The following is a 24,445-nucleotide window of genomic DNA, read 5'->3' on the forward strand; positions in this document are numbered from 1 at the left end:
AAAGAAATCGTTCAGTAATTCCGAATAAAATGTTATTATATGTGAAAATAAGGAAAGGAAGATCATCGAATGTTCCATAGACCCTCCAAGGAGGATTATCCTTCTTACTATAATACTTATGTCAGCTTAGTTCCAGATGGAGATATTCAAGCTTCTTTGTCTCAATCTCTCAAATCTACAGTCGATTTTCTGTCAGGTCTATCCGAGGAAAAAGCCATGTACCGGTACGCGGCAGGTAAGTGGAGCTTGAAAGAAGTGTTGGGCCATATTACAGATACTGAACGAATTATGGGCTATCGTTTGCTCCGAATTGCGAGAGGGGATCATACGCCTCTTGCCGGATTTGACGAGAATGATTTCATAAAAGGGGCCACCTTTGATTCATCGCTATTCTCGGAACGAATTGAGGATTTCACTTCCGTACGGCAATCAACGCTTTGCTTGCTTCGGGGATTATCCAACGAAGCATGGGCAAGGAGGGGCGTCGCTAACGGACACGAGGTGTCCGCAGCTGCTTTGGCGTATATTATTGCAGGACATGAGCTTCATCATTTAAACATCATTAAGGAAAGATATTTGGCTTAGCTTTGTGGCGTTCCAATATATAAATGATCCAAGTGAAGCCGATATAATAACATAAATTAAATATGGCGACGACTTTCTCGTTGGGTGGGTGTGGCCCCCATATGGAAATCATGTTGAAGAGAAATAAAGCGGCAAAAACAAGGCCCATTCCATATTTACTCGGAGAGGTCTCCTGATTTTTCATAGACCTCATATAGATTAGCATTCCGGTTAACAGCAAGCCGAATTCGATAAATAAGCTCCAAAAAATACTATGGTAAACACCGAAACCAACTTTATATTGGTTGCCCAGCATAGGCAAATCATGATCATGTACGATCAAATCCAGCAGCCAGTGCGAGAAAACGGCCGCGGCGATGATGAGTGCCGATTTCCGGTTTCCTTTTCCCGAGTAGACCGCTTTATACACAGCGTACGCTATACCTGACCACAACAAGGAAGTGAGAAACCCGTGCGTATAAGGCATATACGTTAAGTGAATGGGGCTGGCCGGAAGAGGATGCTGCGTATCGGCTTTCTCGATTCCAAGCAGGATGAATAGGCTCCATACGACATCCAACCATTGAACGGCCAGAAACAACTGCCAAAGCTTAATTTTAGAGTCTGCTTTTTTTAGCAGATAGCTGACGGAATAATGTCCTGCTAACACTCATGAGCCCCTCCTCTAGTTTTAAAATCTTGCATAAGAATTGGTGTTTCCGTGTGATAGGTTAATCTTAATGTACATATTAGTCACATGGATACTGAGCAGAGTCATCTCTTCGCCATAGGGGGAGGAATCGTATTGAGGATGACATTTATTTTATTGCGATTGGCAGGTTATTTGCTTGTTTGGATAGGCGCTTTTTTACAAGCCAAACAATGGTCGTGGGTGGAATGGATCAGTAGCGCAATTATTCTCCTCTGGTGTATTGGCGATCAATGGAAACGTCCGGATTCCGCTGCGTCCACGTTAAGGTTAGGCATCCTAATAGAGACGGCTCTCATTTGGGCTTGGGCGTTCATACTTCAGGACGGAGTCGTTCTATTCGTATTGATCTCTCCTCTCGTCCGTTCCTGCATTCATCTGAAATGGCAGGATTACGTATGGATGGCGCTGCTGGATATAGCCTCGATTGTAGGAATTCATTACTTGTATCAATCCAGCCCGTATCTTCAACTGAGCCTGCTCATTATTGTAGGCTTATATGCACTGGTTCTAGGTGCTCTCTTGAGAGAGCGAGAACAAGCCAAGCGACTGATTGCTATAGCTTCCTTGGAAAGAGAATTGAGGGCAAAAGACGAAGAACGGATGCGCATCGCTAGGCAGCTTCACGATCGGACAGGTCAATATTGGACTGCCATAGCCCGGGCGCTGGATGTCGCGCTCAGGATGGATGGAGACCAAAGGATAGCGTTTATAACGAAAGCCAGGGAAGCTTCATTGGAAGGCTTGCAGGAAATGAGAAATGCTGTGACTCAGTGGAGCAGCGGGAGGCAAATGCCAGCGGACTGGATAAGATTTATGGAGCAATCCATCTATCGCTTTAGCGCGGTTATGAACAAACCGATCTTGTTTAGCATGTCTCCTGCGTTAAATTGGGAGCGGCTAGACAACCCTGCTACCACTGCTGAGACAATCGCCCGGACGGTCATCGAGTCCATAACAAACGCTATTCGTCATGGTGAGGCAGAAGAGATCCATGTGGCCGTCGAGTCTGGGGAAGAGGAAATTCGTCTTACCATAGCAGATAACGGGAAAGGCTTCGACTCTCTCTCTGCATCCCAGTCTGCTTACGGAATCGGAATCGAAACGATGAAGGAGCTCGTGCATGCAAATGGGGGACTGTTGGAATTATCGAGTGCGGGCGGAAGAGGAACCACTATTTCTGTAACGCTTCCTTACAGCCGGGAAATAGGAGGGCTTGCCGAATGATTCGAATAGGTATTGCCGAGGATCAAGCATTAATAAGGGAAAGTCTCGCCATCATATTGGGGCTGGAGCCGGATATGGCTATTTCCTGGACTGCCGCCACAGGGACAGAGGCTGTCTCATCGATGGTAGATATCCCAACAGATCTCATCTTAATGGACTTAAGAATGCCGGATATGGATGGCGTAACCGCCATACGCCGAATAAGGGCGTTGGAGATGATACCCCAGCCTCAGATTATCGTGTTAACGACCTTTCATCAAGAAGAATGGCTCTTGGACGCTTTGAATGCTGGCGCTGCGGCCTGCTTAATAAAGGAAGTACCGCCTAATCTTCTTATAACGGCGATTAGGACAATTACCGGGAACAATTGGGACCCTTCGCTGTGGACGGTTGAGTGGAGAAAATATGCCCCGGAAATTCAATTCCGTACGCGGCTGGCCGGCTCGCATTCAGGCGAAGCCCAAGAGGTGCTAACCTTTAGGGATTTGGCTGTGTTACGGAAAATATGCTCAGGGGCTACGAATAAGGAGATTGCAGCAGATCTTCTTCTAAGCGAAGGCACCGTGAAAAACTACGTTTCTACTTTATATGCGAAATTAGGGGCACGGCATCGTGCGGAAGCGATTAAAGTGGCTCTCGATCGAGGGCTATATTAATAAACAAGGAGGCAATTCGGCTATGAGAATAAATATGGTTAACAATGATGTAAGCGGTTTCGTTAAAGCGGACGGAAAAAGAATAATTAATGGTGACGGCAAAGAGATTGTATGGAGAGGTGTAGGATTCGGAAGCTGGCTGCTGCCGGAAGGTTATATGTGGAAGCTCCCGGCGGGAGGAGACCGTCCGCGCAAGATCGAGGCGATGGTGAAGGATTTAATCGGCGAAGAGAAAGCATCTCTGTTCTGGGATATGTATGTGGAACGCTATGTGGACGAAATTGATGTTCGCGAGGTCGCCCGGCAGGGGTATAATTCCGTACGGCTTCCGATCAATGCCCGCGGGATATTAGAGGAAGGCGATGGTGTTGTCTTTAATGAGAAGCGGCTAGCACGGATTCATCAAGTCATCGAATGGTGCCGAACATACAAGCTCTATGTCATATTGGATCTGCATGGAGCGCCGGGCGGACAAACGGGAGCGAACATCGATGATTCGGAGAATGATCTGCCAGAGCTATTTATGGACCGGCGAAATAAGGAGCTGACGATCGCAATCTGGCGTATGTTCGCTGAACGCTATAAGGATGATTGGATTGTGGCCGGATACGACCTCTTCAATGAACCGCTTCCAGACTGGTTCAGTCAGTACAACGATCAAGTGATGCCGCTGTACAAGGAAATTACAGCTGCTATACGTGAAGTAGACAAGCGTCATATGATTATTATTGAAGGGGTTCATTGGTCGACGGACTGGAGTATTTTCAATGAGAAATTTGATGATAATGTAATGCTGCAATTCCATAAATATTGGAACAATCCGGATACGGAAAGCATCCAGAAGTATCTGGATAAGCGCGAGGAATGGAATGTGCCGATCTATATGGGCGAAGGCGGAGAAAATAACGCGCAGTGGTACAGTGGAGCATTCCAGATGTTCGAGGACCATCAAATATCTTGGAATTTCTGGACGTGGAAGAAGATGAGCACATCCAATTCTCCTTACTCTATTCGCATGCCTGAAGGCTGGAATCTGCTGACGGACTATTTGGACGGGGGCGCTAAGCCGGATGCTGCCACAGCAGAGGCCATATTGAATCAATACCTCGATAATTTGAGACTTGAAGAGTGCGATGCTTTTCCTAACATATCGCGGTCGCTGCTGCGTCAACTTCCGCTCCAAATCCCTGCTGAATTTTATGGACAAGGTGAAGGTGTTGGCTTCGGTATTGTGCAGAAGAGAGAGAATAAGATAGGGCTGCGTGCGAGTGATGGTGTTCCTATGAGGATGATTACGGGCAAGACCGAGCTGCCTAGCTATCATTCAGAGGGTGGAAAAGAATGGGCCGAGGATAATACGGTATGTGTGGAGCTGTATCCGGGCGATTGGCTCGCATATGATGCTTTATGCGTCGAGGCAAGGCGATTCGATCTCCATGCACGGATGCTCGCGGCTGAAGGCCGGGCGGTATTGTCCGTTGAAATAGAAGGTCATGAATCAGTAGAGGTTGAGATTAGCGGTGAGCAATGGCAGGAGAGCTTGCTTCTGGGGAACATTAATGTTTCTGAAGGAGCGGTTCGCGTTATCCTTCGTGTTCTTAGCGGGCAAGTAGACGTGGATTGGCTTGAATTTTCTTTGGCTAATGAATAAGAGAACTACAAATGTGATGAACGGCAGCAGCATACTGCCGGCATCACATTTTTTTATGCGATAAACGATTTAAATGCTTTCTTCCGCCAGGCTTTCTAAATCATTCATTAAATCAGGTATCCAAGCCTCTGAGCCTGGAATAGTATCTGTACCTCCGTAAACGAGCCACCTCAGTGTTTTAATGAGCCAGCATAAACCGCCGATTCTTAGCTGCCAGTTAAGCTGCTCAAGGGATAAATCAGTACGGCTTTCATTAATATATGCGGATAAAATATGATCCTTCGATAGGTTGCACCAAGCATGTGCTTCCGTAATTAAACAATATAAATCACCAAGATGGGGACTTAAATAAGCGATGGACCAATCAATCGGCAAAATGTGTTCCCCTTGGATCAAAAGGTTTTTAGCATGATAATCATGATGGACCAGCGTAAGAGGGATGGCTTGATACAATTTTTTTAGCTCGGATGGAAACGTCTCTCTTAGGCTTGAAAGAGTGCGATTTTCTGAGAAATGGTGCGAACGAATAAGATCGTCCAGAAGGGCTAGGAAATGTTCATCCGACACGGTGTATGAACGAATAATACTGCTCGGAATCGTTATTTCCAGCTTTTCGGATGCTTTCTCGCGCAGCCTTGCTAATTCCCTTGCGGCCTCTAGAAAATACTCAGGCTCTGGCCTCTGCTCTAAATTTTCTATTCCAGCATCCTCCATAATCATTACTGCGCTATTATCTCCTTCAAAAAAGTCATAAATGTAGGGAGATTTAATTTCTAATGGATAGACTAGCTGCTGGTAAATGGCGGATTCAACAGCCATTTCTTTCCCGCCCCATTTCATAATTCGCGTATCGCCTGACTTCAATGTTACCCTATAAACTTCAGAAAGTGACCATTTCCTCAAAAGCGACCATTCGGCTACTTCTTCTAGCATGGGTATGAACGAGCGATAAGCAGAGAAACATTCTGGAATCATATTATTATTTCCTCCCGTATTAAATGGATGGTTACGGGAATTATATTTACATAAATAGGCATTAAAGTATAGACTTATAATTTCCCTTCTGTTATGATGTTGAATAAGGTCTTGGAAAAATTCGGGACTCTTTTTTTATTTGTAGATCAATGCAATTTCCTTGTTTTAATGACCTTTCGTTGATAGGGAAATCATGCATAATAAAAGGAGCTTTAAATTGAGAAATAGCATTGCAGTCGGCTGCTTAGTAATGATATCTATTATTGCAGTCATTATAATTTTCAATTTAAATAGAAGTGAAATAAAGGTTACTGTTATCGAAAACGAGAATGAGATAAATCAGAAAATTACTAGATGGATGGCAGCTCTAAATCAGAATAAAGGCGTACATGTATTCTATGAACAGCACGATGAATCGAGGTACGAGTATTGGTTGTTTTTTAATAAAAATGATGGTAAAAACCTTTATAATACATTCAAAATAAGAGTTGAAAAAGCTAAAGAAACATTGAAAATATTCATCACTGACGTCCAAGCTAATAATGATAATGAAGTTAAAAATACGATTACAGCCAAATTTGAAATAAATAGAAAACCTAACGATATAGAAGTGTATTATAACGGTGATAAACAAAATGTTGACATAAAGCATAACTGAATAGCTATTAATTACAAAATAGAATGCAGAGCAAGCGAGGTATATCCTCCGTTGCTCTGCTTTTTTTTAGCCAACCGCCTGATCTTGAATATGCTGGGATTTTGTTGTTAAAGCAGGCAGAGTCAACCAATAGTATATACTGACGCCTATCATGCAAAAACCAAGCAGGTAATAAAGCCAGGTGATTGAAATCCATGCTGGGAAAGCAATCGATATCATGCCGAGTGCAGCTGAGTAGCCGAGCATCATGATCGGTTCAATCCAAGCATTGACGCGCCCCATGCTTTGAGGCTCAACAAGCTCGGGCATCCAGCCGCCAAGCACGATATTAACAGGCGCTAGAATGATGCCAGTAATCAGAACAACCGGAAAGTACATCCAGATGTGGCCAACGGAGCCCAAAATGATAATGAGGATGCTGGCCAGGAAGAGGCCGGTAATCAAGACATTCGTTTTCGTAAATTTTTTGATAAACATGGGGCTAATAACACTCCCGATTAAAAAACCGATGCCGAGAAAAATGGTTATGAAAGAGGAATGAAGCACATAATTGTCGGGGCTGAGCTTGTATTTCATTGTGAAGATAGGAAGCACCGCAAAAACTCCGTTTACAACTCCAAAGACAAGGAAGCCTGATATGAGGTTTAGGAGTAATTTTCGCTTGAGGATATATCGAAGTCCTTGAAGAAAGTCGGAAAGGATCATGCGCAAACGAAGATCTTGCATACGTGCTTTTCCGTTTGGTAAACGTACTTCTTGAGGAAATCGGCATAATAAGATTAAAATACCCGATAGAATGAAGCTCATCGCGTCAATGATGATAGCCCCTTCAATGCCAACAAAATGATAAGCCGTTGCCCCCAAACTCACGCCAAAGAGCATGAACACACCCATAAGCATTTGATTTAACCCTGCCGCATGCACATACTGCTCAGCCTTCATACTTCCTTGCATTAGCCCCATCTCAGCAGGGCCAAAAAACTTGGCTATAGCACTGCGCAGAAATAATATTGCAAAGGCGGCAATTAACCAATCTTGATGTACGACCAGAAGGAGCAGCCCCGATAGTCCGGCACGAATCCAGTCGCTATTAGCGGCAATAAACCTACGGTCTAGCCGATCCGCAAGCACCCCCACCAGCCAAAATACAACGAGAGTCGGCAATGCATACATCAGCTCTGCCAAAGATGCCAAATCGGGTCGAGAGCTATAATGGTCCAGCAGGTAGAAAGCAAAAGCCATATTACCGATTACCGTACCGAGCTGGGAGGCAAAGGCGGCAAAAAACAATTTAACGAATGTAGGATTGCGAAACAAAGCGAGCATTTGATTCATCTCCTCTAGACTTTTATGGTTAGCCTATTCTCTCGGAATTCCAAGCAGCTGCCGCAAATAAGTGGAAAGAGCGCTAAGCTGCTGTTCAGTATTTGCCTTTTCTGCTCCTACCGCGAGCGTATGGGTCATAATTCCTTCCTGATAGGATGAGGTGATTTGCCCAATGAGGTCCAGCGGCATGGAAGGAATGAACTCACCTCGGTCGACGCCGATCTGCAGTAATTTGACGAAGCGTGCGATGCCGCTCTTGTAGCGGCTTACTAGGCGCATCCTTCGCTGCTCATCACGCCATCCTGTAAGGTAATATTCATAAAAGGTTGGTAAAATGCTGTCTGTCATAAACATGAGCTCGTTTTTTAGTTGTGTAAAGCTGCCATCAATAATTTCCCAGACGGATGCGGTTTTCTTTAACGCTTCACTGATAAACCATTCATATTCAAGATCTTGTTGCTCCATTAGCGCTTCGAATATATCTTCTTTTGTCTGAAAGTAAAGATAAATCCAACCTCGGCTCATTCCCGCCTCCTCCACGAAATCCTTCATGGTTGCCGGCTCATAGCCCTTTCGGATGAATACAAGCTTTGCAGCGTTGAGAAGCTGCTGTCTTCGCTGTTCTCTTTGTTCGTCAGTAATTTTCGGCGACATCGTAATATCCTGCCTTCCTAATAAAAATGAACCATCTGTCATTTATAATAATGACACACGGTTCATTTTACAACATATTTTTTCCATTTATCGTTTAATGTGGTGAAAATACACGGTTGTTACTGCTCGAACCCAACACTAAATACATCCTCAGAAGGAGGCAGCACTCCATATTTTATAATACGATAAATGTGTTCGTAATTGGAATTTAGTGTAAACGGAGGAAGGCTGATGACGATTGATAAATACAACATGCTTGAAGAGCGTATTTCTGCATGGGGCCAAAGCAATGATGAAATAACTGCAATCTACATGGTAGGCTCAAGAGCGAGGGCAGATAAGTCATTTGACGAGTTTTCCGATATAGATGCCGTGGTCTTTTCAACAAATCCACCATTTTATTTTCAAAACGACGAATGGCTGCGAGATATTGGTGAGGTCTGGACAAGTTTTTTATTTCAAACTGCCGGAGGTGATCCAGAGAAGCTCGTTCTCTTTGATCAAGGGTTGCAGGTTGACTTTTTGTTTCGTCACGTCTCTGATTTCGAATCCTTGATCCAATCTAACAAAATTCCTCTAGGCTTCCAACGAGGAGCAAAGCTGCTTGTTGATAAGACCGGGAAAGGACAACAGCTTTTACCTGCAACGACGATGGCGCCTAATAATCCTCCAATCAATCAAGATGCATTTATACAGGTTGTAAATATGTTTGGATTCGCTTGTTTATATGTGGCTAAACAAGTGCTGCGCGGTGAGATGTACATAGTCAATCAAAGGGATAAAGATTGCAAGCAGCTGCTGCTGCAGATGATTGAATGGCATGCCAAAGCGCTACATGGAGCTTCATATGATACATGGCACGCAGGGAAATTTATTAATGAATGGGCAGATAAAGAAATAATAGATCATTTGAAGCTATCATTCGGTGATTATGATCCAACAAATAGTTGGAAAGCATTAATGGCATCTTTTGAATTATTTAGCCGCTTGTCTTCTGAAGTTGCTCATATTTATTCCTATACGTATCCAGTAAGCTTGATTTCGAATATTCAAGCTTGGTTGGAAGAGCAGCAAGCTTCATTTGAATTAAAAGCCGAAAAAGTCGCTGATTAACGACAGGGTGAGCAAAATGCCCATAATGCTCGCGGTCGTCCATACTCGTATTTTGTTCTGCTTAAGCACGTTTCTCCGCCGAAGAGATTGAGCATACATCACAAAACCAACGGCAACGATTAGCAGTTCAGCTGCAGCGCTCCATAAAGGGAATTTCCATAGCTCGAAGCCAAGCAGCGATAAATTTCCTAGGTTTCCTGGAAGAATCGGAAGGTCAGCACGGTGCACAATCAAATCGAGCACCCAGTGACTGGCAACAACGGCCCCAATAATGATGCCTGCTCGTTTGCCCCATGCTCTGGCAGCTGCCAGAGCAGCGAGCGATGCAATGAAGAGCATGCCAACCAAGGAGTGAGTATAATCTGCGTGAATGACTCCCTCGCCGTAACCGATACCGGCTGAAGAATCAATCGTTTCGACTCCCGTTAACAACAAAGGTACAAAAGCGATATCGATTAACTGAGTGGCAACCATTAAAGCCCATAGAGGAACCTCAGGGCTCTTTGCCCTTACAGCAGCCGCAATTCCGAAATGCCCTGCAAACATTTAGCCCACATCCTTTCTTGAATGAAGGGAAGTATCCAGCCAACCGCATAATCCGATGAATAAAGCAAGAAACAGAATAAAGGTCAAAGCAATCTCCCCCTAAAACTAATATCATTAGTTATAATATAACTAACTACATTAGTTTTTGTCAATGAGAATTTTATGAGTTACTAATGCAAGTGGAGCGTGCATAATGAAGATGGCAGCTCATTATGGATTGAAAGGAGAGATCATATGCTAGTAGAACAATTTAGTGAAACAATGGACCTGATTTTTGGTCAGCTGCTAAAGCAATTTGCAGAGGGAGAAGAATATGCGTTTTACCAGTTTGGTCCGAAAGAAATGAAGAGGATAGGCTATTCCACTAATATTACTCCCGCGATTGTTAGACAAGCAGCCGAGAATAGAGTGGGCTTAATTGTTACACATCATGATGCATGGGATTTTGTATATGGTATGAAGGAAGAATGTCATTCACTTCTTAAAGAGCATGGAATCAGCCATTATTTCGTCCATTTACCTTTGGATTACGCGGAGTTTGGTACTTGCAGCTCGTTGTTTAAAGCCCTTGGAATCAATGATCTTCTTCAAGCATCCTATCATGGTGAAGGTAGAAGCTTCCCGGGAATAGGAGAATTTATGGATTACCTGACTTTTGAAGAGTTAGTTGATCGGGTGGAAAATGTACTGAATGAAGAAGTGAAAGCTTGGAAAAATTCAGATAAACATATAAAGCGAGTGGGGATTATAACAGGGGCTGGTAATTCGACAGACAATATTCGTGATGCGTTTCAATTAGGATGCGATGCGTATTTAACAGGCGAAAAAACCTTATATACGGTGCAGTTCGCACAATACATCGGTATGAATCTGATTGTAGGAAGCCACACGTTTACTGAAATATTTGGCGTTAGAGCATTGGCTGAAAAGCTTAGGGAGAAGTTTAATGATTTGGAGCTAATAGAATTAAAGGAAGAACATTTTGAATAATTAGCTAAAGGAGCGAATCGAGCGTGAGTAAAGTTATACCTGGCCGATTTACGGCACAAATGGAGGGGTCTTTCGTTGTTTTTATTATTGGCATGAGAGTCAATAAGTTATGGGCTATACATAAGTGGCTGCCGGTATTTAAGGCAATGAATCCAATGATTCAGGAGTTGTACCGCAATCCTGATTTGGGGTTTCTAGATGCTAGTTTTCATGTATCTTGGAGAGGGGTCACGCTTATTCAGTATTGGAAGTCGTTCGAGCAGCTGGAACGGTATGCTCGGAAAGGAGCGGTCCATCTTGAGGCATGGCGCAATTTCAATCAGAAGGTTGGTACGAGCGGTGTAGTCGGCATATATCATGAAACCTATCTTGTTCCGGAAGGACAGTATGAATGTCTCTATAACAATATGCCTGTCTTCGGCCTTGCCAAAGCAGGAAGCCACGTCTCTGCGACGGGTAAAAAAGAAACGGCAAGCGGAAGACTGGGCGGAGATGGAGAACCAGCTGTTCCAACACCTCCTAATCCTTAAGTTGCTGAACGTTCAGGTGTTTTTCAGCAACAATTGACTGCATATAGTAAAAAGGTTGTTGCTCTTTGTAACTCTGCTATGAGGGATCATGCTGCATCAAATTTTTAAGCTTCGATCTTGTAGAGGAATCCGGAGCGGGTGTATAAATGCTGCATCTTAAATCCGTACCGCCATGGACCTGCAGCGATGTAAGCTGGAAAAGCATTTTTCTTGCCTTGGCATGCCTAAACTCCAGTAATACCTCTGGTGCGGAGCTCACCTTGCTTTGCTCCCACAAGCGATTGAAATCAGGATGTGTTTCTTTCATTTCTTTCAGAAACTCCTCGTACCATTCATCATCAACGTATTGTCCATAATAAGCCCGGAATATAGCTAGATAGCTGCTAGCGAACTGCTCCCAATTAACGGCAAGCCGCTGAAATTCTTTTCTTGTAAACAACAGGCGTATCATGTTTCTCTGCTCAGGCGGAATTTGCTCAAAATCTAAGAAGACATGTGCAGCAGCAGCATTCCATCCGACAATGTGACATTTGCGGTCGGAGATGATAGTTGGGCAATAGGTAAGCTCTTGGAGAATAATGGTTAAGGCCGGGCTGATCTCAGGAAGCTCTTCCTTAAGCGGGCTTATGCCAGATGTAGTTTCTAATGCTAATGAAAATAAGTATTTCCGCTCATCGACGGTTAATTGCAAAGCCATGGCTACGTTGTCGAGGACAGAAGACGATACTTTGATGTCTCGTCCTTGTTCGAGCCAGGTGTACCAGGTGTGACTAACGCCAGCTAATTGTGCGACCTCTTCCCTCCTAAGTCCAGGAGTTCTTCTGCGAATTCCTTCGGGTAAACCGACGGATTGAGGCGTAAGCTTAGCTCTTTGGGTTTTTAGAAATTGAGATAATGCTTGAAGCCTAACTTGAGGATTCATGGCTGCACGTCCTTTCGTTTAATTATCATATTATTCATTATACTAGGATAAACAACAACTTGTAATAGGATAATGAGCGTGACATGATGATGATATGGTTTTATTCGAAGCGGATCAAGGAGGAATTGGATATGGAAAGAGTCGTCATAACGGGTATGGGTGCGATCACGCCGCTCGGAAACGATGTCGAGACATTCTGGAATCGGTTAGTACGGGGAGATTCAGGCATTTCATCTATTGATGCTTTCGATACTTCTCGATTCAAGGTTCATATAGCAGGTGTGGTACGAGGCTTTGAGGCTAAGGAGCTGTTCGGCCTGAAGGAAGCACGGCGCATGGATAGGTTCAGTCAATTTGCTTTGGCGGCAGCCGATCAGGCTTTAATTGACTCCGGCATCGATCTGGAACAAGTGAACAAAGAACGAATGGGCGTCTATGTTGGCTCCGGAATTGGGGGAATCGGAACATTAATGGATCAGCATGACCTGCTGAACGCAAGAGGGCCGGAGAGGGTAAGCCCTACCTTAGTTCCGATGATGATCTCCAATATGGCGGCGGCTTTAATTAGCATTAAGCTTGGTGCATTAGGTTCAACATTATCTCCCGTAACGGCTTGTTCGATAGGGAATACAGCTATTGGAGAAGCGTTCTATCAGATCCAAGCCGGAAGGGCTGACATCTTATTTACCGGAGGATCTGATGCAGCGATTACGGAGATATCGCTGGCAAGCTTCTCGAACGCAACCGCATTATCGACGAGAAACAATGATCCCGAGCAGGCTAGCCGGCCTTTTGATGCTGGAAGGGACGGGTTTGTAATGGCGGAAGGAGCTGGAATTCTGGTTCTGGAATCACTATCCCATGCACTGCGCAGGAAGGCTAAAATATACGCGGAGGTCATCGGCTATGGCGCCAGCTCGGATGCTTATCATATGGTAGCAACCCATCCGGAGGGCCAAGGCGCTTACCGCGCGATGAAATTAGCACTGAATGAGGCCAAGATACAACCTAGTCAGGTGGATGTCATTAGTGCACACGCCACGAGCACAGAGCTTGGGGACAAATCGGAAACGGCGGCAATAAAGAAATTATTCGGTCAAGATGCTTATCGTATTCCGGTTACAGCTAATAAATCGATGACGGGACATATGTTTGGAGCGGCGGGAGGCGTAGAGGCTATTGCCTTAGTGAAAAGCTTGCAGAATGGAATCATACCTCCGACCATTAACCAACACGAGAAGGATGAGGCATGTGATTTAGACTATGTGCCTAATGTGGCTCGCAAAGCCGATCTGACTATCGGAATGTCTAACTCCTTCGGTTTCGGCGGTCATAACGCGGTTATCGTTCTCAAGAAATATAGCGAATAAAATAGGGATGAAATCACTTATCAGTGGTTTCATCCCTTTTCACATGCTTTAATCATGTATCCTTTGTTTAATTATGTAATAACCATGAAATAATAAATAAAGTCGAATATTATCGAAATTTGTTTGAAACTCATCCTCATTAAATGGTAGAAAATGGTCGTTCGTATTTAGTGGTATGTTCTGTACTTCATTGATATACTGATTCTTCATAGGGACAATAAGGGGGATCATTTCTCGAAAAACAAGAAAATCCCACACTCAAAAAGTGCAAGCATCAGCGTACGTTCACTATAATAATGAATTCCATATGATACAAAAATTGTTGTTCGCACAATTATCGTTGTTCGTTCTTTTTCGATAAAATTCTTCTTTATATTTGTTTTTTCTACAAAATACTACATTATTACATTATAGTAAAATTGGATCAATATTACAACCGCATTAGGCGTATATGACTATAAACTGGCCTTTAAATAGGCTTCAACAAAGTCTGGCGCTGCTTTTTCTATTTGCTGAACCGTATGAAGATATCGCTGGGTCGTATTAATATGCGTATGCCCAAGTGATTCTTGAACCTGCTGAAGTGTTGCACCACTAAGCAAAGCTAAGGTAGCATTCGTATGCCTGAGCCAATGCGGAGTAACCTTTTTGCCCAAGCCGCATTGTTCACGTGCCTTTTTAATTATTTTCTCAACTTGTCGCACAGATACAGGGAAAACAACTTGATTTGCAGAGTGAAAGAGATGGGATAGATGCTTGTTATATAAGGACCATAGCATTTGAGGCACCTTCACCTCGCGATACTTGCCGCCTTTGCCATGTATCGTTAACCAAATTGAGTTTTCCTCCGGGTCCGGATGGAAATGATTACTTTCAATAGAGACTAATTCAGATACTCTCAAGCCTAATAGAACAAGGGTCAAGCCGATTAAATAATCCCGGGACCCTTGTTTTTTTAATTGTTCAATCAAAACAATCACCTCGCGCTTTGTTAAGTAATTGTTTTTGCTAGTAATCGTAATTTTAGGAGTGCGTATGCTGGTTAATGGGTTTTTATCAAAAATTCCGATATTGGTATCACTTCCCCATTTGTAGAGAGAACGCAAGGGTGCGATATATATGGCAACGGTTGCAGGCGCTTTCGGCATGTTGTCCTTCGAGAAAAGTCCATTAACTAATCCAATTTTGTATACTTCGATTTCTTTCCATGTGACATCATTTAATCTTTTTTGTCCAATGAAGCTGCGGAACTTGTTTATTGCGCTTAAGTAATTTCTAATGGTGAACTTGGAACGCTGACAAGTGGCGAAGAACATATTGACGATTTGATCATCTGTATAGCTTTGTTTGTGTTCTACGCGGATTGGAAGTTTAGACTGATTGGTCTGAGATAGCATGGACGCTTTTTTCCTCCCTGTATTATTCGAACAACGATAATTGTGCGAACAACGGTTCAAACGAAATGAATACATAATTATATAATTAAAATATTTACTCCATTAATTATACGGTTAACGGAGTATTTATTGAAGGATGGGGCTGAAAAGTTATTAAGCCTCCGTTTGCCGTAGCTTCTTCTTTTAATTTGTTGATTATATTACTTAGCGTTTAAGTTCTCAAGGGGGTTAAGGGTGGGATAACGTGGAAGATGAATTGTGCTTGAAGAGAGTGATGCTATTAAAGGCCAAAGATAGGGATACATATGAACATAGTCTTAGGGTGGGTGAATTATGTAAATTAATGGCTGGGCGCTTAAGCATGGATGACGAGCAGACCAAGCACTTGTTTCATGGTGGTCTCCTTCACGATATTGGGAAAATGTTTATTGATCCAAACATTTTGCAAAAGCGCTCGGCACTTACGAAAGAAGAATGGACAATCATGCAGCGGCATGCTTCATTCGGTGCAGAAATGATGTCTGCGTATGGGGATGTAGACAATGAAATATTGGATATCATTCGATATCATCACGAACGGTGGAATGGCAGAGGATACCCGTATGGATTAAGTGGGAAACATATTCCTCGTTTCGCGCGAATATGTGGGATTATTGATTCATTTGACAGCATGGTTTCTGATCGTCCCTATCGTAAAGGATTGACGTTTATGGAAGCAAAGGAAGAACTGGTGTGCCACAGCGGCACGCAATTTGATAAGCAGTTTGTTGATCTATTCATAAGCTTATTTCCTTCTATTCAAGTGATATATCATAACTACAAAATACTTATATGAGGTGCAGCATGAAATTAACAATTGGAAAAAAACTGATCGGATCATTTTTAGTAATTGCTCTACTTTTGGGCATTACCAGCAGTATCTCTTCGTATTACTTAAATAAAATAGACGATGGATATTCGGATATCATTGATCGCCGTGTAGTCATCTTATCAAATGTACAGAAAATACAAGTACATGTTGCTAAAGAAACCAGCAGATTGCGTGCATATATGATTACTAAGGATCAGGAATCTTTGGATAATTTAAATGCTTCTTACGATAGGGTAATAAGTCTAATAGAAGAAACGAATGGCATGGTTCAAATTAAGGAATTTAAAGAGGGTTTAGAAAAGCTGGATGCTGTAAATCAAGAGTTCAAACAGAAATATGATCTATTGATTCAAATGATTGACAATAATGAGCCTTCTAATGAGATAACCAACTATTATGTTAACGATGTTATTCGTTTATCTAGGCAGCTTGACCCGATTGCAGAAGAACTGGCTGATTTCCAAACGAAATCGATGGATGAGGCAAGCGCAAAAAACACAGAAACAGCAAGAGCGGCTACTATGAATGTTTCTATCATTAGTATTTTAGCTGTTGTTCTAGCGGTATTGATTGGCTATTTCAGCTCGCGAATGATTTCAAAGCCGATTGTCGCAATAGCGAATGTCGCCGAACGCATTGCACTTGGCGATTTAACGATAGAAGATATACGGGTGAAGAATAAGGATGAAGTGGGGGTTTTGGCTAAATCCTTTAACCAGATGGCGGGAAATCTCCGCAGCTTAGTTCAACAAATCAGCATAAGCTCTGAACATATAGCGGCTTCCTCGGAGGAACTAACGGCAAGTGCGGAACAATCCAATCAAGTATCGGAAAATATCGCATTAACGCTTCAAGAAGTTACGGCTAATGCGGATATGCAATCAAGAAACGTGGATGAGAGTGTTCGTTCAACGAATGAAATGTCATCAGGGCTGCAACAAATTGCTTCCAGCGCTCAAATGACTTCTGCTCTTTCTATCCAAACTTCCGAAATTGCACTAGAAGGAAATCAAATTATACAATCAACGGTTAAACAGATGGACTCTATTCATAATAAGATGGATCATTTAGCGAATGCTGTAACGGAGATGGAGGGCAACTCCAAGGAAATTGAAAGCATAGTAGCTGTGATATCGGAGATAGCCGCACAAACGAATCTACTAGCATTAAATGCAGCAATAGAAGCGGCTAGAGCAGGCGAGCAAGGGCGCGGGTTTGCGGTAGTTGCCGATGAGATTCGTAAATTAGCGGAACAATCGTCTAATTCTGCTGGACAAATCTCACAGCTGGTCACGACGATTAATACCCATACCCATCATGTGGTTGAGTCAATGGAAGTTGGAGCTAAAGAGGTCGATGAAGGAATTCGGGTCGTTCATATTGCCGGACAGTTATTTGAGGAAATTAACCGGAATATTGACGAGGTGTCCAATTTAGTTCAGGATGTATCCGCATCGTCACAGCAAATATCAGCCAGCTCGGAGCAAGTGGTGCATGCCATTGAAGAGATATCGGAAGGATCTAAATCCGTAGCGGAGCAATCACAGAATGTAGCAGCGTCAACGGAAGAACAATTGGCTTCGATGGAGGAAATCGCCTCGTCTGCTTCTTTCTTGTCTAATATGGCGGAGGAGCTGCAGAGTTTAGTTGGAAAATTCAAAATATAGTCTAATTTAAGAAAGCAAGCGTATGTAAAGCTGAATATAGCGTTCGTTATTTGGGGGTTGCGGCAGGCCGTTTTGTTGGTCTTCCGCAGCCCCTATTTATTAAGAGGAAAGCTTCTTTTTAATACGCATAATCGCATCTCTCGTTACGGCTTCACCGGCAGCAATGCAGATTTGTGAATCCTTGAAGCTGATTTGATTGTGACCGAGGTCGGGACGCAGAACAATATCCGCAAGCTGCAGCTCCTCCTTCACCATCTTTGCACTCATGATATCGATGGTATTCAGAAGAGAATCCACAAAATGTTTTGCTGTCCCCTTGGAGAAGGACTCCGTACATACGTTAGCAGCAATGACGATATCGGCGCCCATGCTTTTCACTAGTGCCGCTGGGACAGGATGAACGACTGCGCCATCGACTAGCGTTTTGCCCTGGTATTGGACGGGGCGCATAATAGCAGGAATTGCTGTACTTGCGCTGATCGCATGAGCGAGCAATCCATTCCGCATAATGTGAGCCTCTCCTGTTGAGGCATCCGAAGCGACAGCAGCAAAGGGGATTGGCAGATCTTCAATATTTCTTTTGCCTACATGCTGTTCAATAAACCCAATCATTGGCGTGTTATGGACGAACGAGTGCTTGGGGATAGTAGGTCGAACCAATTGACGCCAGCGAATCGTTGAAAGTACACGTACACAGTCCTCCACCGGCATTCCGGCCGCGTAGGCACCGCCTACTAACGAGCCGACGCTGGTACCCGCTATCATGTCGATAGGAATTCCTTCTTCTTCAAGCACTCGCAATATGCCAAGATGAGCCATGCCTCTAACAGAGCCGCTGCCGAGTGCTAACCCAATAGTGGGGCGGTCTCCTGCTTTGCGAGCTCGGCCAAAGCGCAAATGATTGCTGGAGATTGTACGTCCTTCACTAACAATATAGGCTTCCGTTACAATGCCTTGTAATTCCCCAACATTCTTAGTCAAATAGGGAAATAGACTTAGCAGACGAAGTGCATCTGAAGAGATCGCCGATTCCGCATCATCTGCCCCCGCGTTTTCTACAAAATATTGAGCTAGCAGGGGGATATCCTCTACCCGCTCGCGAAGAGGCGGGATGTAAAGTGAAGCAATGTTGTTTATATGTAGGGGTTGTGCCGCTGTGAGCACGATACGAGTTTGAATAGCGGTTTCCACGATTTGTTTCAAAAGGTCGGCGGGTAGCTGTTCAGCATGCTCCACGACAAGGGTACCACCCTTTGCCGCACGTATTTTTGTATCCCAAGCAAGCAAGTCAAAGTCATTTCCGTTAATGGTCAGCATCGGATATTGTCCTTGTGTAGCAGCATAATGCAGCTTCCTGGCGATACTTCGCTTTCCTGTGCCGGCTTCACCAATGAGGATAACGTGATCTTGCTTTGCAGACAACCGTTCAATATGGCCCATTAACTGCTTCATGGCCGGATTTGTGCCGATAAGATTGCCCGAGCGTTCCCGATCCTCTGTTTCATACTGCTTCATAATCAACTGGCTCTTCGTATGCTCCTCTAATACACGCTCATTGGAGTTCTGAATTCGTTTAATCATAGCATCAATAATCTGGTTGCGGAAATCAGCGTTTTTATCCATTAACAGCAGCATGCCTGTCTTAGATACGGTTATCGTAGTAAGATAATCAACCGCTTCTACAAAAGCACTGACAGGATCGCCCGTCAAGCAAGACATCTCACCGAAGAAATGGCCTCTTTGCAGCAACGCTAATTCAACCTTCGTTTCGTTCTCTATAAAAACACGCGCTTGTCCGGACAAAATAATATGGACGCACTCGCTAACCTCGCCTTGCATCATAATAAGCTGATCAGAAACATACTGTTGTTCTTTTATCTCCAGCTCTAGCTGCTGCCATTCTCCGGCAGATAGCTGATTAATGATGGGATAGGCTTGATAGGGTTGCAGCAATTTCGTACCTCCTCATGTCGGTCTGTTATACGATACTCTTTTAAGCTTCTTTTTCACTTTTTTCAGAACCATATGTCTCTTGAAGTGCAATCTCATTTTTGTAAACATTTGGCTATTTATTTCGTTCGACATGATCTAATATAAACCTCTATTTTCCAGCCAATTTCAACAAATATAGGTGTTGGTTAATAATCAATTTGGGATTTGCAAGCAGTACAAAAAATAAGGATGCCATGCTATAATTATGAAAGCGCTTTAATAGTGGGTGAGACTTGATGCAGAAAGGTTGATCTGAGTTGAAGATGAATTGGTATTATAGAACGCTGCTCTCGTATGCTCCCATTTTCTTTGTCATCATTTCTTCCATTATTTTCGTTTTCTTCACGACTCTGAATAGCTCCTCCAAAAATAAGTACATCGAAACGAACGAAGCCATTCTTCAACAAATGGTTCAGTATACGGATTCCAGCTTACAGTTAATCGAGCGAAATGTCGTTAGCCAAATTTATAAAGACGAGTTGCTGCAATCCTTCTTCTCCGATACACCAAAGACCGTCTACGACTACTATATTATTCAGAAAAGATTGATTGATTTCTCATCCACATTTCCTTTCGATAATTCGATTTATTTGTATAACGAAGAAACACAGGAATTTCTGACGACTTCTCAAATATATACACGGGATACTTTCAGCGACTTGCCGTTCTTTCTTCCAGCTTACGAGGAGTCAGGCTTAGAGGGGTGGACTAATCCCCGAGACATTCGTCAAACGAATAGGGATCGTAATGTTCAGGTCGTCTCTATTCTCAAATATTATCCTTATCCGTCAGATAAACAAGGAGCCATAGTCGTTAATGTTAATGTCAATTCCATACTGGAAGCGTTGACCCACCTGAATAATAATACGCAAGGCTCCATCGTCCTAATGGGTGAGAATGATCAGCCGTTTCAGACGGACCATGCAGCTTTTAGCAGTAAGCCGCTGTTCGCAGTCTCGCATTATACCGGCTGGCAATTTTATTCAGATAGCGTAGATGCTAATGGGTACACGATCCTTTCATTATTATCAAACATTTGGATTTTATTTGGTTTAGCGATCATTCTGCCTGCTATTATTTGGTTTACTATTGTTACGCACATCAATTACAAGCCAATTCAAACGATTATGGGGAAGATTGATCCGTATACGACTCGAAGAAGTGAAGGTCTAGGCATCAAATCGGCAAGCAATGAATTGAAGCTGATAGAAGGTGCAATTGATCATCTGCTCGAAAAAACGGTAGATTATGATCATTTGCATAATGAGCGCAAACTGCTTTGGCAGCGAAGCTTATACTATGACCTTCTCATGGGCTATCGGACGATAAGCGAAGCGGAATGGGAGAAGCAGATGAAAGCCTTTGGATTGCCCTACTCCTATGAGAAGCTTGGGGTCATTGTGTTCGAGATTGATCGATATGCTGGGTTTACAGAACGGTACAACCCAAGTGACCAATATTTATTGAAATATATTGTAGAGAATTCATTCAGAGAGCTTGCAGAACAAAAAGAGTTGTATATTTGGCATGCTTGGGTCCATCCGCATCAGATCGCTGTCGTTATTCATTTGCAGCACAACAGCGGCCATCAGGTATTGCAGCATATTTGCGAAGAATATCGAGGCTGGGTGAATACCAATCTGGAATTGACGTTATCCTCAGGGATAGGCAAGGAGATCGGCTCTATAAGCTGTATTGAAGAATCCTATCGCAGTGCCAGCCTGAATGTATCCTATAAAGCAGTATTCGGGACGAATTCAATTATTGATCATGCATTAGCAAGTACCAAAGCAGGTACGGAGAAGTTAAACTGGTATCAGCCGCTGCTGGAGATGGCACACTTATATCGAGTGAATGATCAACAGTGGGTAGATCGAATAAACGATATACTGGCCGATATGACTCAAATGCTGTTGACGCGTGAGATCATGAGCAATTTCACCAACAATCTGGTGCACCAATTACAAAAGGAGATTTATGCTCTTCCTTCAGAAATACAAGTATTATGGCGTGAGCAATTTATGGACCCATTTCGCAATCTGGCAAACGACGTAGAAACCGTTGAGGATCTTCACAGTCAGCTATTATTGATCATGGGTGATTTGGCCAAAGAGATTGAGCGAGACCGGTTGAACAGATCCAATCATAGTATTGCAGTTCGAATTAAACAATATATGGATCAACATTATGCTGATCCGAACCTATCCCTTAATCAAGTTAGTGATTTATTCGGTGTGAGTCCCAAAAACGTCAGCTTCTTGTTTAAGGAGGAGCTGGGTGAGAAATTCATTGATTATCTTCTCAAGGTGCGGTTTGCTCATGCCAAGCGAATGCTTCTGGAAACGAATGAGCCTATTCAACTAATCGCTGAGCAAGTAGGCTATACCCACGTCATTTCATTTCACCGTGCCTTCAAAAAAAATTTCGATCTTCCGCCAGGCGAGTATCGCTATCTCTATCGGACTTAATGCTTTATCTTCTAAATAACAACAGCCGCTAATCCTGCAATTAGGATTAGCGGCTGTTTATTATTTCCGTTTCTGAATATGCAGCCGGTATTGATGCGGTGTGCTGCCCATTTTCTCGCGAAAAACTTTGCAGAAGTAAGAAGGGTCAGGAATGCCTACCCGCGCACCGATTTCTGGAATGGTTAACGTTGTTTGGATTAGAAAAACGGATGCATGCCTTATTCTTGTCGCCTTCGTATAATCAAATATGGTTGATCCGGTAGCTTGTTTAAACAGATGGGCGAGATGATAAGGAGACAGATGCAAATCGTTGCCCATTTGTTCCAGCCTAAAAGATTCATGGTAGTGCAGTTCAATCCATTGCATAATTTCCTCAGCCCGATGACTATGTCTTCTTTCAATGGAGGTGGAGGAATCATCGGGCTTTTGCCACAGCGGCTTTAATTGGCGCAAAAAGCTGAGCAGGAAAAAGTGTGCTTCTTCATTCCTTTCATGCTCGGACATGTTGGTCAGGGATTCATCAAATTGCTTTAGAAGCGCGACAAGCAGTTCAGACTCTTGAATGCCGTACAGCGGCTTGCCGTCGCTCCGATTCAAGATATGGTGAAACAGATCCTCCAGCATGGGGAAGCTTGACCAATAGGCTTTCAATAATACGGGTTCAAACATAATGACCGTCCGAACAAAAGGCTGTTCTGGGGCGACATCGATTTGAACGCGATGAAGCTGGAACGGTTGGAAAATCATTAATGTATTCGGCTCGATTGCATAGCTTTTCCCTTCGATAATCAGATTCCCAATTCCTTCATGTACGTAAGTGAATTCCATCTGGGAATGCGCATGAAAAACTTCGAAGAAATGGCGATCCGACGTTCTTCGATAAACGAATTCAAGAGGATGGGATATCTTATACATCTTATTTCTCCTTTTCTTCACAGAGAAAATGTAACCGCTTCAATTACCGCAAGATAATCGTATTTTATCACAACATAGCGCGATAAAAGAAGTCCTACTTCGTTTAACATGAAGAAGAATATGGAACCTAAAGGAGATGTATGGACTTGTCAAAAAGGGACGGAATGAACTACGCGCCACAAGGGAAACCGAAACCGGTTGTAAAGCCCGGTGAATTCCAATTTGCCGCAATTGCGCTTGATCATGGGCATATTTACGGGATGTGTCAAGGACTGATTGATGCGGGCGGGGAGCTAGTCGCTGTCTATGAGCCTGATCCGGCCAAGCTTCAAGTATTCGTACAACGATACCCTCAGGCAGTACCTGTCTCTTCAGAGATGGAGATATTATCAAATCCAAAAATTCAACTAGTTGCCTCAGCTGCAATCACCTCAGAGAGGTGTGCGCTCGGACTTCGTGTAATGGAGGCAGGCAAAGATTATTTCACGGATAAAGCGCCGTTCACCACGCTGGAGCAGTTGGAGCAGGCTCGTGAGCAAGTGAAAAAAACCGGTAAAAAATATATGGTCTATTACAGTGAAAGATTGCATGTGGAATGTGCAATATATGCCGGGGAATTAGTGAATCAGGGAGCAATTGGGCGAGTTGTTCAAGTAATGGGGCTGGGCCCTCATCGTCTGAACGCAGCGAACCGACCGGCATGGTTTTTCGAGAAAGATAAATATGGCGGCATTCTATGCGACATTGGAAGCCATCAGATTGAACAGTTTCTTACGTACTCGGGTGCAAAGGATGCGACAATTGTCCGCTCGCAGATAGCGAATTATCACAATAAGGATTATCCAGAGCTGGAGGACTTCGGGGACGCGATGCTCGTGGGAGATAATGGAGCGACGTTCTACTTCCGGGTAGACTGGCTGACACCGGATGGACTCAGCACTTGGGGAGATGGCCGCACCTTGATTCTAGGTACGGAGGGATATATTGAGCTGCGGAAATATGTAGATATCGCTCGTGATCAGAAAGGCGGGCATCTCTATTTGGTTAACGCGGACGGAGAGCAGCATATTAAAGTCGATGACTTGGTCGGGTATCCGTTCTTCGGCCAATTGATTCTTGATTGTATTCACCGCACAGAGAACGCAATGACACAGGAGCATGCATTCAAAGCCGCAGAGCTGTGCTTGAAGGCGGAAAGCTCCGCAGTAAGAATTGAATAGACAAAAAAAGGTCTCTAGAGGAGG

General features: G+C 43.6%; 22 protein-coding genes. 13 read left to right on the top strand and 9 right to left on the bottom strand.

Features of this window, described 5'->3' with window-relative positions; all coding sequences use genetic code 11:
• Positions 1–69 precede the first annotated feature (69 nt).
• Positions 70–585 (top strand): DinB family protein, encoded by a 516-nt coding sequence (locus CEF13_RS03175; protein ID WP_102709382.1) that lies wholly within the window; start codon positions 70–72, stop codon positions 583–585.
• Here CEF13_RS03175 and CEF13_RS03180 read toward each other — a convergent pair.
• Complete coding sequence (locus CEF13_RS03180) at positions 563–1,234, bottom strand: hypothetical protein (RefSeq protein WP_102709383.1); 672 nt, start codon at positions 1,232–1,234, stop codon at positions 563–565. The two genes, CEF13_RS03175 and CEF13_RS03180, sit on opposite strands and share 23 nt — an antisense overlap.
• Before the next feature lie 141 nt (positions 1,235–1,375).
• Here CEF13_RS03180 and CEF13_RS03185 point away from each other — a divergent pair, with 141 nt between their 5' ends.
• The 3 genes from CEF13_RS03185 to CEF13_RS03195 are packed head-to-tail and all read left to right on the top strand — an operon-like array spanning position 1,376 to position 4,807.
• Entirely contained in the window at positions 1,376–2,500 is a 1,125-nt protein-coding gene (locus CEF13_RS03185) for a sensor histidine kinase (RefSeq protein WP_208414567.1), read from the top strand.
• Positions 2,497–3,156, top strand: a complete 660-nt coding sequence (locus tag CEF13_RS03190) for a response regulator transcription factor (protein ID WP_102709385.1) — start codon at positions 2,497–2,499, stop codon at positions 3,154–3,156. Before CEF13_RS03185 ends, CEF13_RS03190 begins: the two co-directional genes overlap by 4 nt.
• Before the next feature lie 22 nt (positions 3,157–3,178).
• On the top strand, positions 3,179–4,807 hold the full coding sequence (locus CEF13_RS03195) for a glycoside hydrolase family 5 protein (protein ID WP_243864627.1): 1,629 nt from the start codon (positions 3,179–3,181) through the stop codon (positions 4,805–4,807).
• A gap of 69 nt (positions 4,808–4,876) precedes the next feature.
• Here the strand turns inward: CEF13_RS03195 and CEF13_RS03200 are convergent, their stop codons facing one another.
• The gene (locus tag CEF13_RS03200; protein ID WP_102709386.1) at positions 4,877–5,782 is read right to left on the bottom strand and encodes a phosphotransferase; all 906 of its coding nucleotides are present in this window, start codon (positions 5,780–5,782) and stop codon (positions 4,877–4,879) included.
• A gap of 217 nt (positions 5,783–5,999) precedes the next feature.
• Between CEF13_RS03200 and CEF13_RS03205 the strand changes: the two genes are divergently transcribed.
• The gene (locus CEF13_RS03205; protein ID WP_102709387.1) at positions 6,000–6,440 is read left to right on the top strand and encodes a hypothetical protein; all 441 of its coding nucleotides are present in this window, start codon (positions 6,000–6,002) and stop codon (positions 6,438–6,440) included.
• Between the two features lie 66 nt (positions 6,441–6,506).
• Here the strand turns inward: CEF13_RS03205 and CEF13_RS03210 are convergent, their stop codons facing one another.
• The gene (locus CEF13_RS03210; protein WP_102709388.1) at positions 6,507–7,766 is read right to left on the bottom strand and encodes an MFS transporter; all 1,260 of its coding nucleotides are present in this window, start codon (positions 7,764–7,766) and stop codon (positions 6,507–6,509) included.
• Between the two features lie 33 nt (positions 7,767–7,799).
• Entirely contained in the window at positions 7,800–8,420 is a 621-nt protein-coding gene (locus CEF13_RS03215; protein ID WP_166742844.1) for a TetR/AcrR family transcriptional regulator, read from the bottom strand.
• Between the two features lie 231 nt (positions 8,421–8,651).
• Between CEF13_RS03215 and CEF13_RS03220 the strand changes: the two genes are divergently transcribed.
• On the top strand, positions 8,652–9,533 hold the full coding sequence (locus tag CEF13_RS03220) for an aminoglycoside 6-adenylyltransferase (RefSeq protein ID WP_102709390.1): 882 nt from the start codon (positions 8,652–8,654) through the stop codon (positions 9,531–9,533).
• On the opposite strand, the gene CEF13_RS03225 is transcribed toward CEF13_RS03220, so the two are convergent.
• Complete coding sequence (locus tag CEF13_RS03225) at positions 9,507–10,079, bottom strand: permease (protein WP_102709391.1); 573 nt, start codon at positions 10,077–10,079, stop codon at positions 9,507–9,509. The two genes, CEF13_RS03220 and CEF13_RS03225, sit on opposite strands and share 27 nt — an antisense overlap.
• A gap of 234 nt (positions 10,080–10,313) precedes the next feature.
• Between CEF13_RS03225 and CEF13_RS03230 the strand changes: the two genes are divergently transcribed.
• Positions 10,314–11,069, top strand: a complete 756-nt coding sequence (locus CEF13_RS03230) for a Nif3-like dinuclear metal center hexameric protein (RefSeq protein WP_102709392.1) — start codon at positions 10,314–10,316, stop codon at positions 11,067–11,069.
• A gap of 23 nt (positions 11,070–11,092) precedes the next feature.
• Positions 11,093–11,599: a DUF4188 domain-containing protein gene (locus CEF13_RS03235; RefSeq protein ID WP_102709393.1), complete on the top strand. Its 507-nt coding sequence runs from the start codon at positions 11,093–11,095 to the stop codon at positions 11,597–11,599.
• A gap of 76 nt (positions 11,600–11,675) precedes the next feature.
• Here CEF13_RS03235 and CEF13_RS03240 read toward each other — a convergent pair whose 3' ends face one another.
• Positions 11,676–12,521, bottom strand: coding sequence for a helix-turn-helix transcriptional regulator (locus tag CEF13_RS03240; RefSeq protein ID WP_102709394.1), 846 nt, complete (start codon positions 12,519–12,521; stop codon positions 11,676–11,678).
• A 131-nt stretch (positions 12,522–12,652) separates the two neighbouring features.
• Here CEF13_RS03240 and fabF point away from each other — a divergent pair, with 131 nt between their 5' ends.
• Positions 12,653–13,891: a beta-ketoacyl-ACP synthase II gene (gene fabF, locus CEF13_RS03245; RefSeq protein ID WP_102709395.1), complete on the top strand. Its 1,239-nt coding sequence runs from the start codon at positions 12,653–12,655 to the stop codon at positions 13,889–13,891.
• Positions 13,892–14,346: 455 nt separating this feature from the next.
• Here the strand turns inward: fabF and CEF13_RS03250 are convergent, their stop codons facing one another.
• Positions 14,347–15,288 (bottom strand): tyrosine-type recombinase/integrase, encoded by a 942-nt coding sequence (locus CEF13_RS03250; RefSeq protein WP_102709396.1) that lies wholly within the window; start codon positions 15,286–15,288, stop codon positions 14,347–14,349.
• Positions 15,289–15,532: 244 nt separating this feature from the next.
• Between CEF13_RS03250 and CEF13_RS03255 the strand changes: the two genes are divergently transcribed.
• Both CEF13_RS03255 and CEF13_RS03260 read left to right on the top strand, forming a co-directional pair.
• A complete protein-coding gene (locus tag CEF13_RS03255; protein WP_244917039.1) occupies positions 15,533–16,123 on the top strand; it encodes an HD-GYP domain-containing protein in 591 nt (196 codons plus the stop codon).
• Positions 16,124–16,131: 8 nt separating this feature from the next.
• Complete coding sequence (locus tag CEF13_RS03260; protein ID WP_102709397.1) at positions 16,132–17,826, top strand: methyl-accepting chemotaxis protein; 1,695 nt, start codon at positions 16,132–16,134, stop codon at positions 17,824–17,826.
• Between the two features lie 99 nt (positions 17,827–17,925).
• On the opposite strand, the gene CEF13_RS03265 is transcribed toward CEF13_RS03260, so the two are convergent.
• Positions 17,926–19,779, bottom strand: a complete 1,854-nt coding sequence (locus tag CEF13_RS03265; protein WP_102709398.1) for a patatin-like phospholipase family protein — start codon at positions 19,777–19,779, stop codon at positions 17,926–17,928.
• Positions 19,780–20,081: 302 nt separating this feature from the next.
• Between CEF13_RS03265 and CEF13_RS03270 the strand changes: the two genes are divergently transcribed.
• Entirely contained in the window at positions 20,082–22,286 is a 2,205-nt protein-coding gene (locus CEF13_RS03270) for a helix-turn-helix transcriptional regulator (protein WP_243864662.1), read from the top strand.
• A 60-nt stretch (positions 22,287–22,346) separates the two neighbouring features.
• Here the strand turns inward: CEF13_RS03270 and CEF13_RS03275 are convergent, their stop codons facing one another.
• Positions 22,347–23,201: a helix-turn-helix transcriptional regulator gene (locus CEF13_RS03275; RefSeq protein ID WP_102709400.1), complete on the bottom strand. Its 855-nt coding sequence runs from the start codon at positions 23,199–23,201 to the stop codon at positions 22,347–22,349.
• Positions 23,202–23,347: 146 nt separating this feature from the next.
• Here CEF13_RS03275 and CEF13_RS03280 point away from each other — a divergent pair, with 146 nt between their 5' ends.
• Positions 23,348–24,421, top strand: a complete 1,074-nt coding sequence (locus CEF13_RS03280; protein ID WP_102709401.1) for a Gfo/Idh/MocA family protein — start codon at positions 23,348–23,350, stop codon at positions 24,419–24,421.
• Positions 24,422–24,445: the final 24 nt, after the last annotated feature.

The sequence above is a fragment of the Paenibacillus castaneae genome, assembly GCF_002884445.1.
GTDB lineage: Bacteria > Bacillota > Bacilli > Paenibacillales > Paenibacillaceae > Pristimantibacillus > Pristimantibacillus castaneae.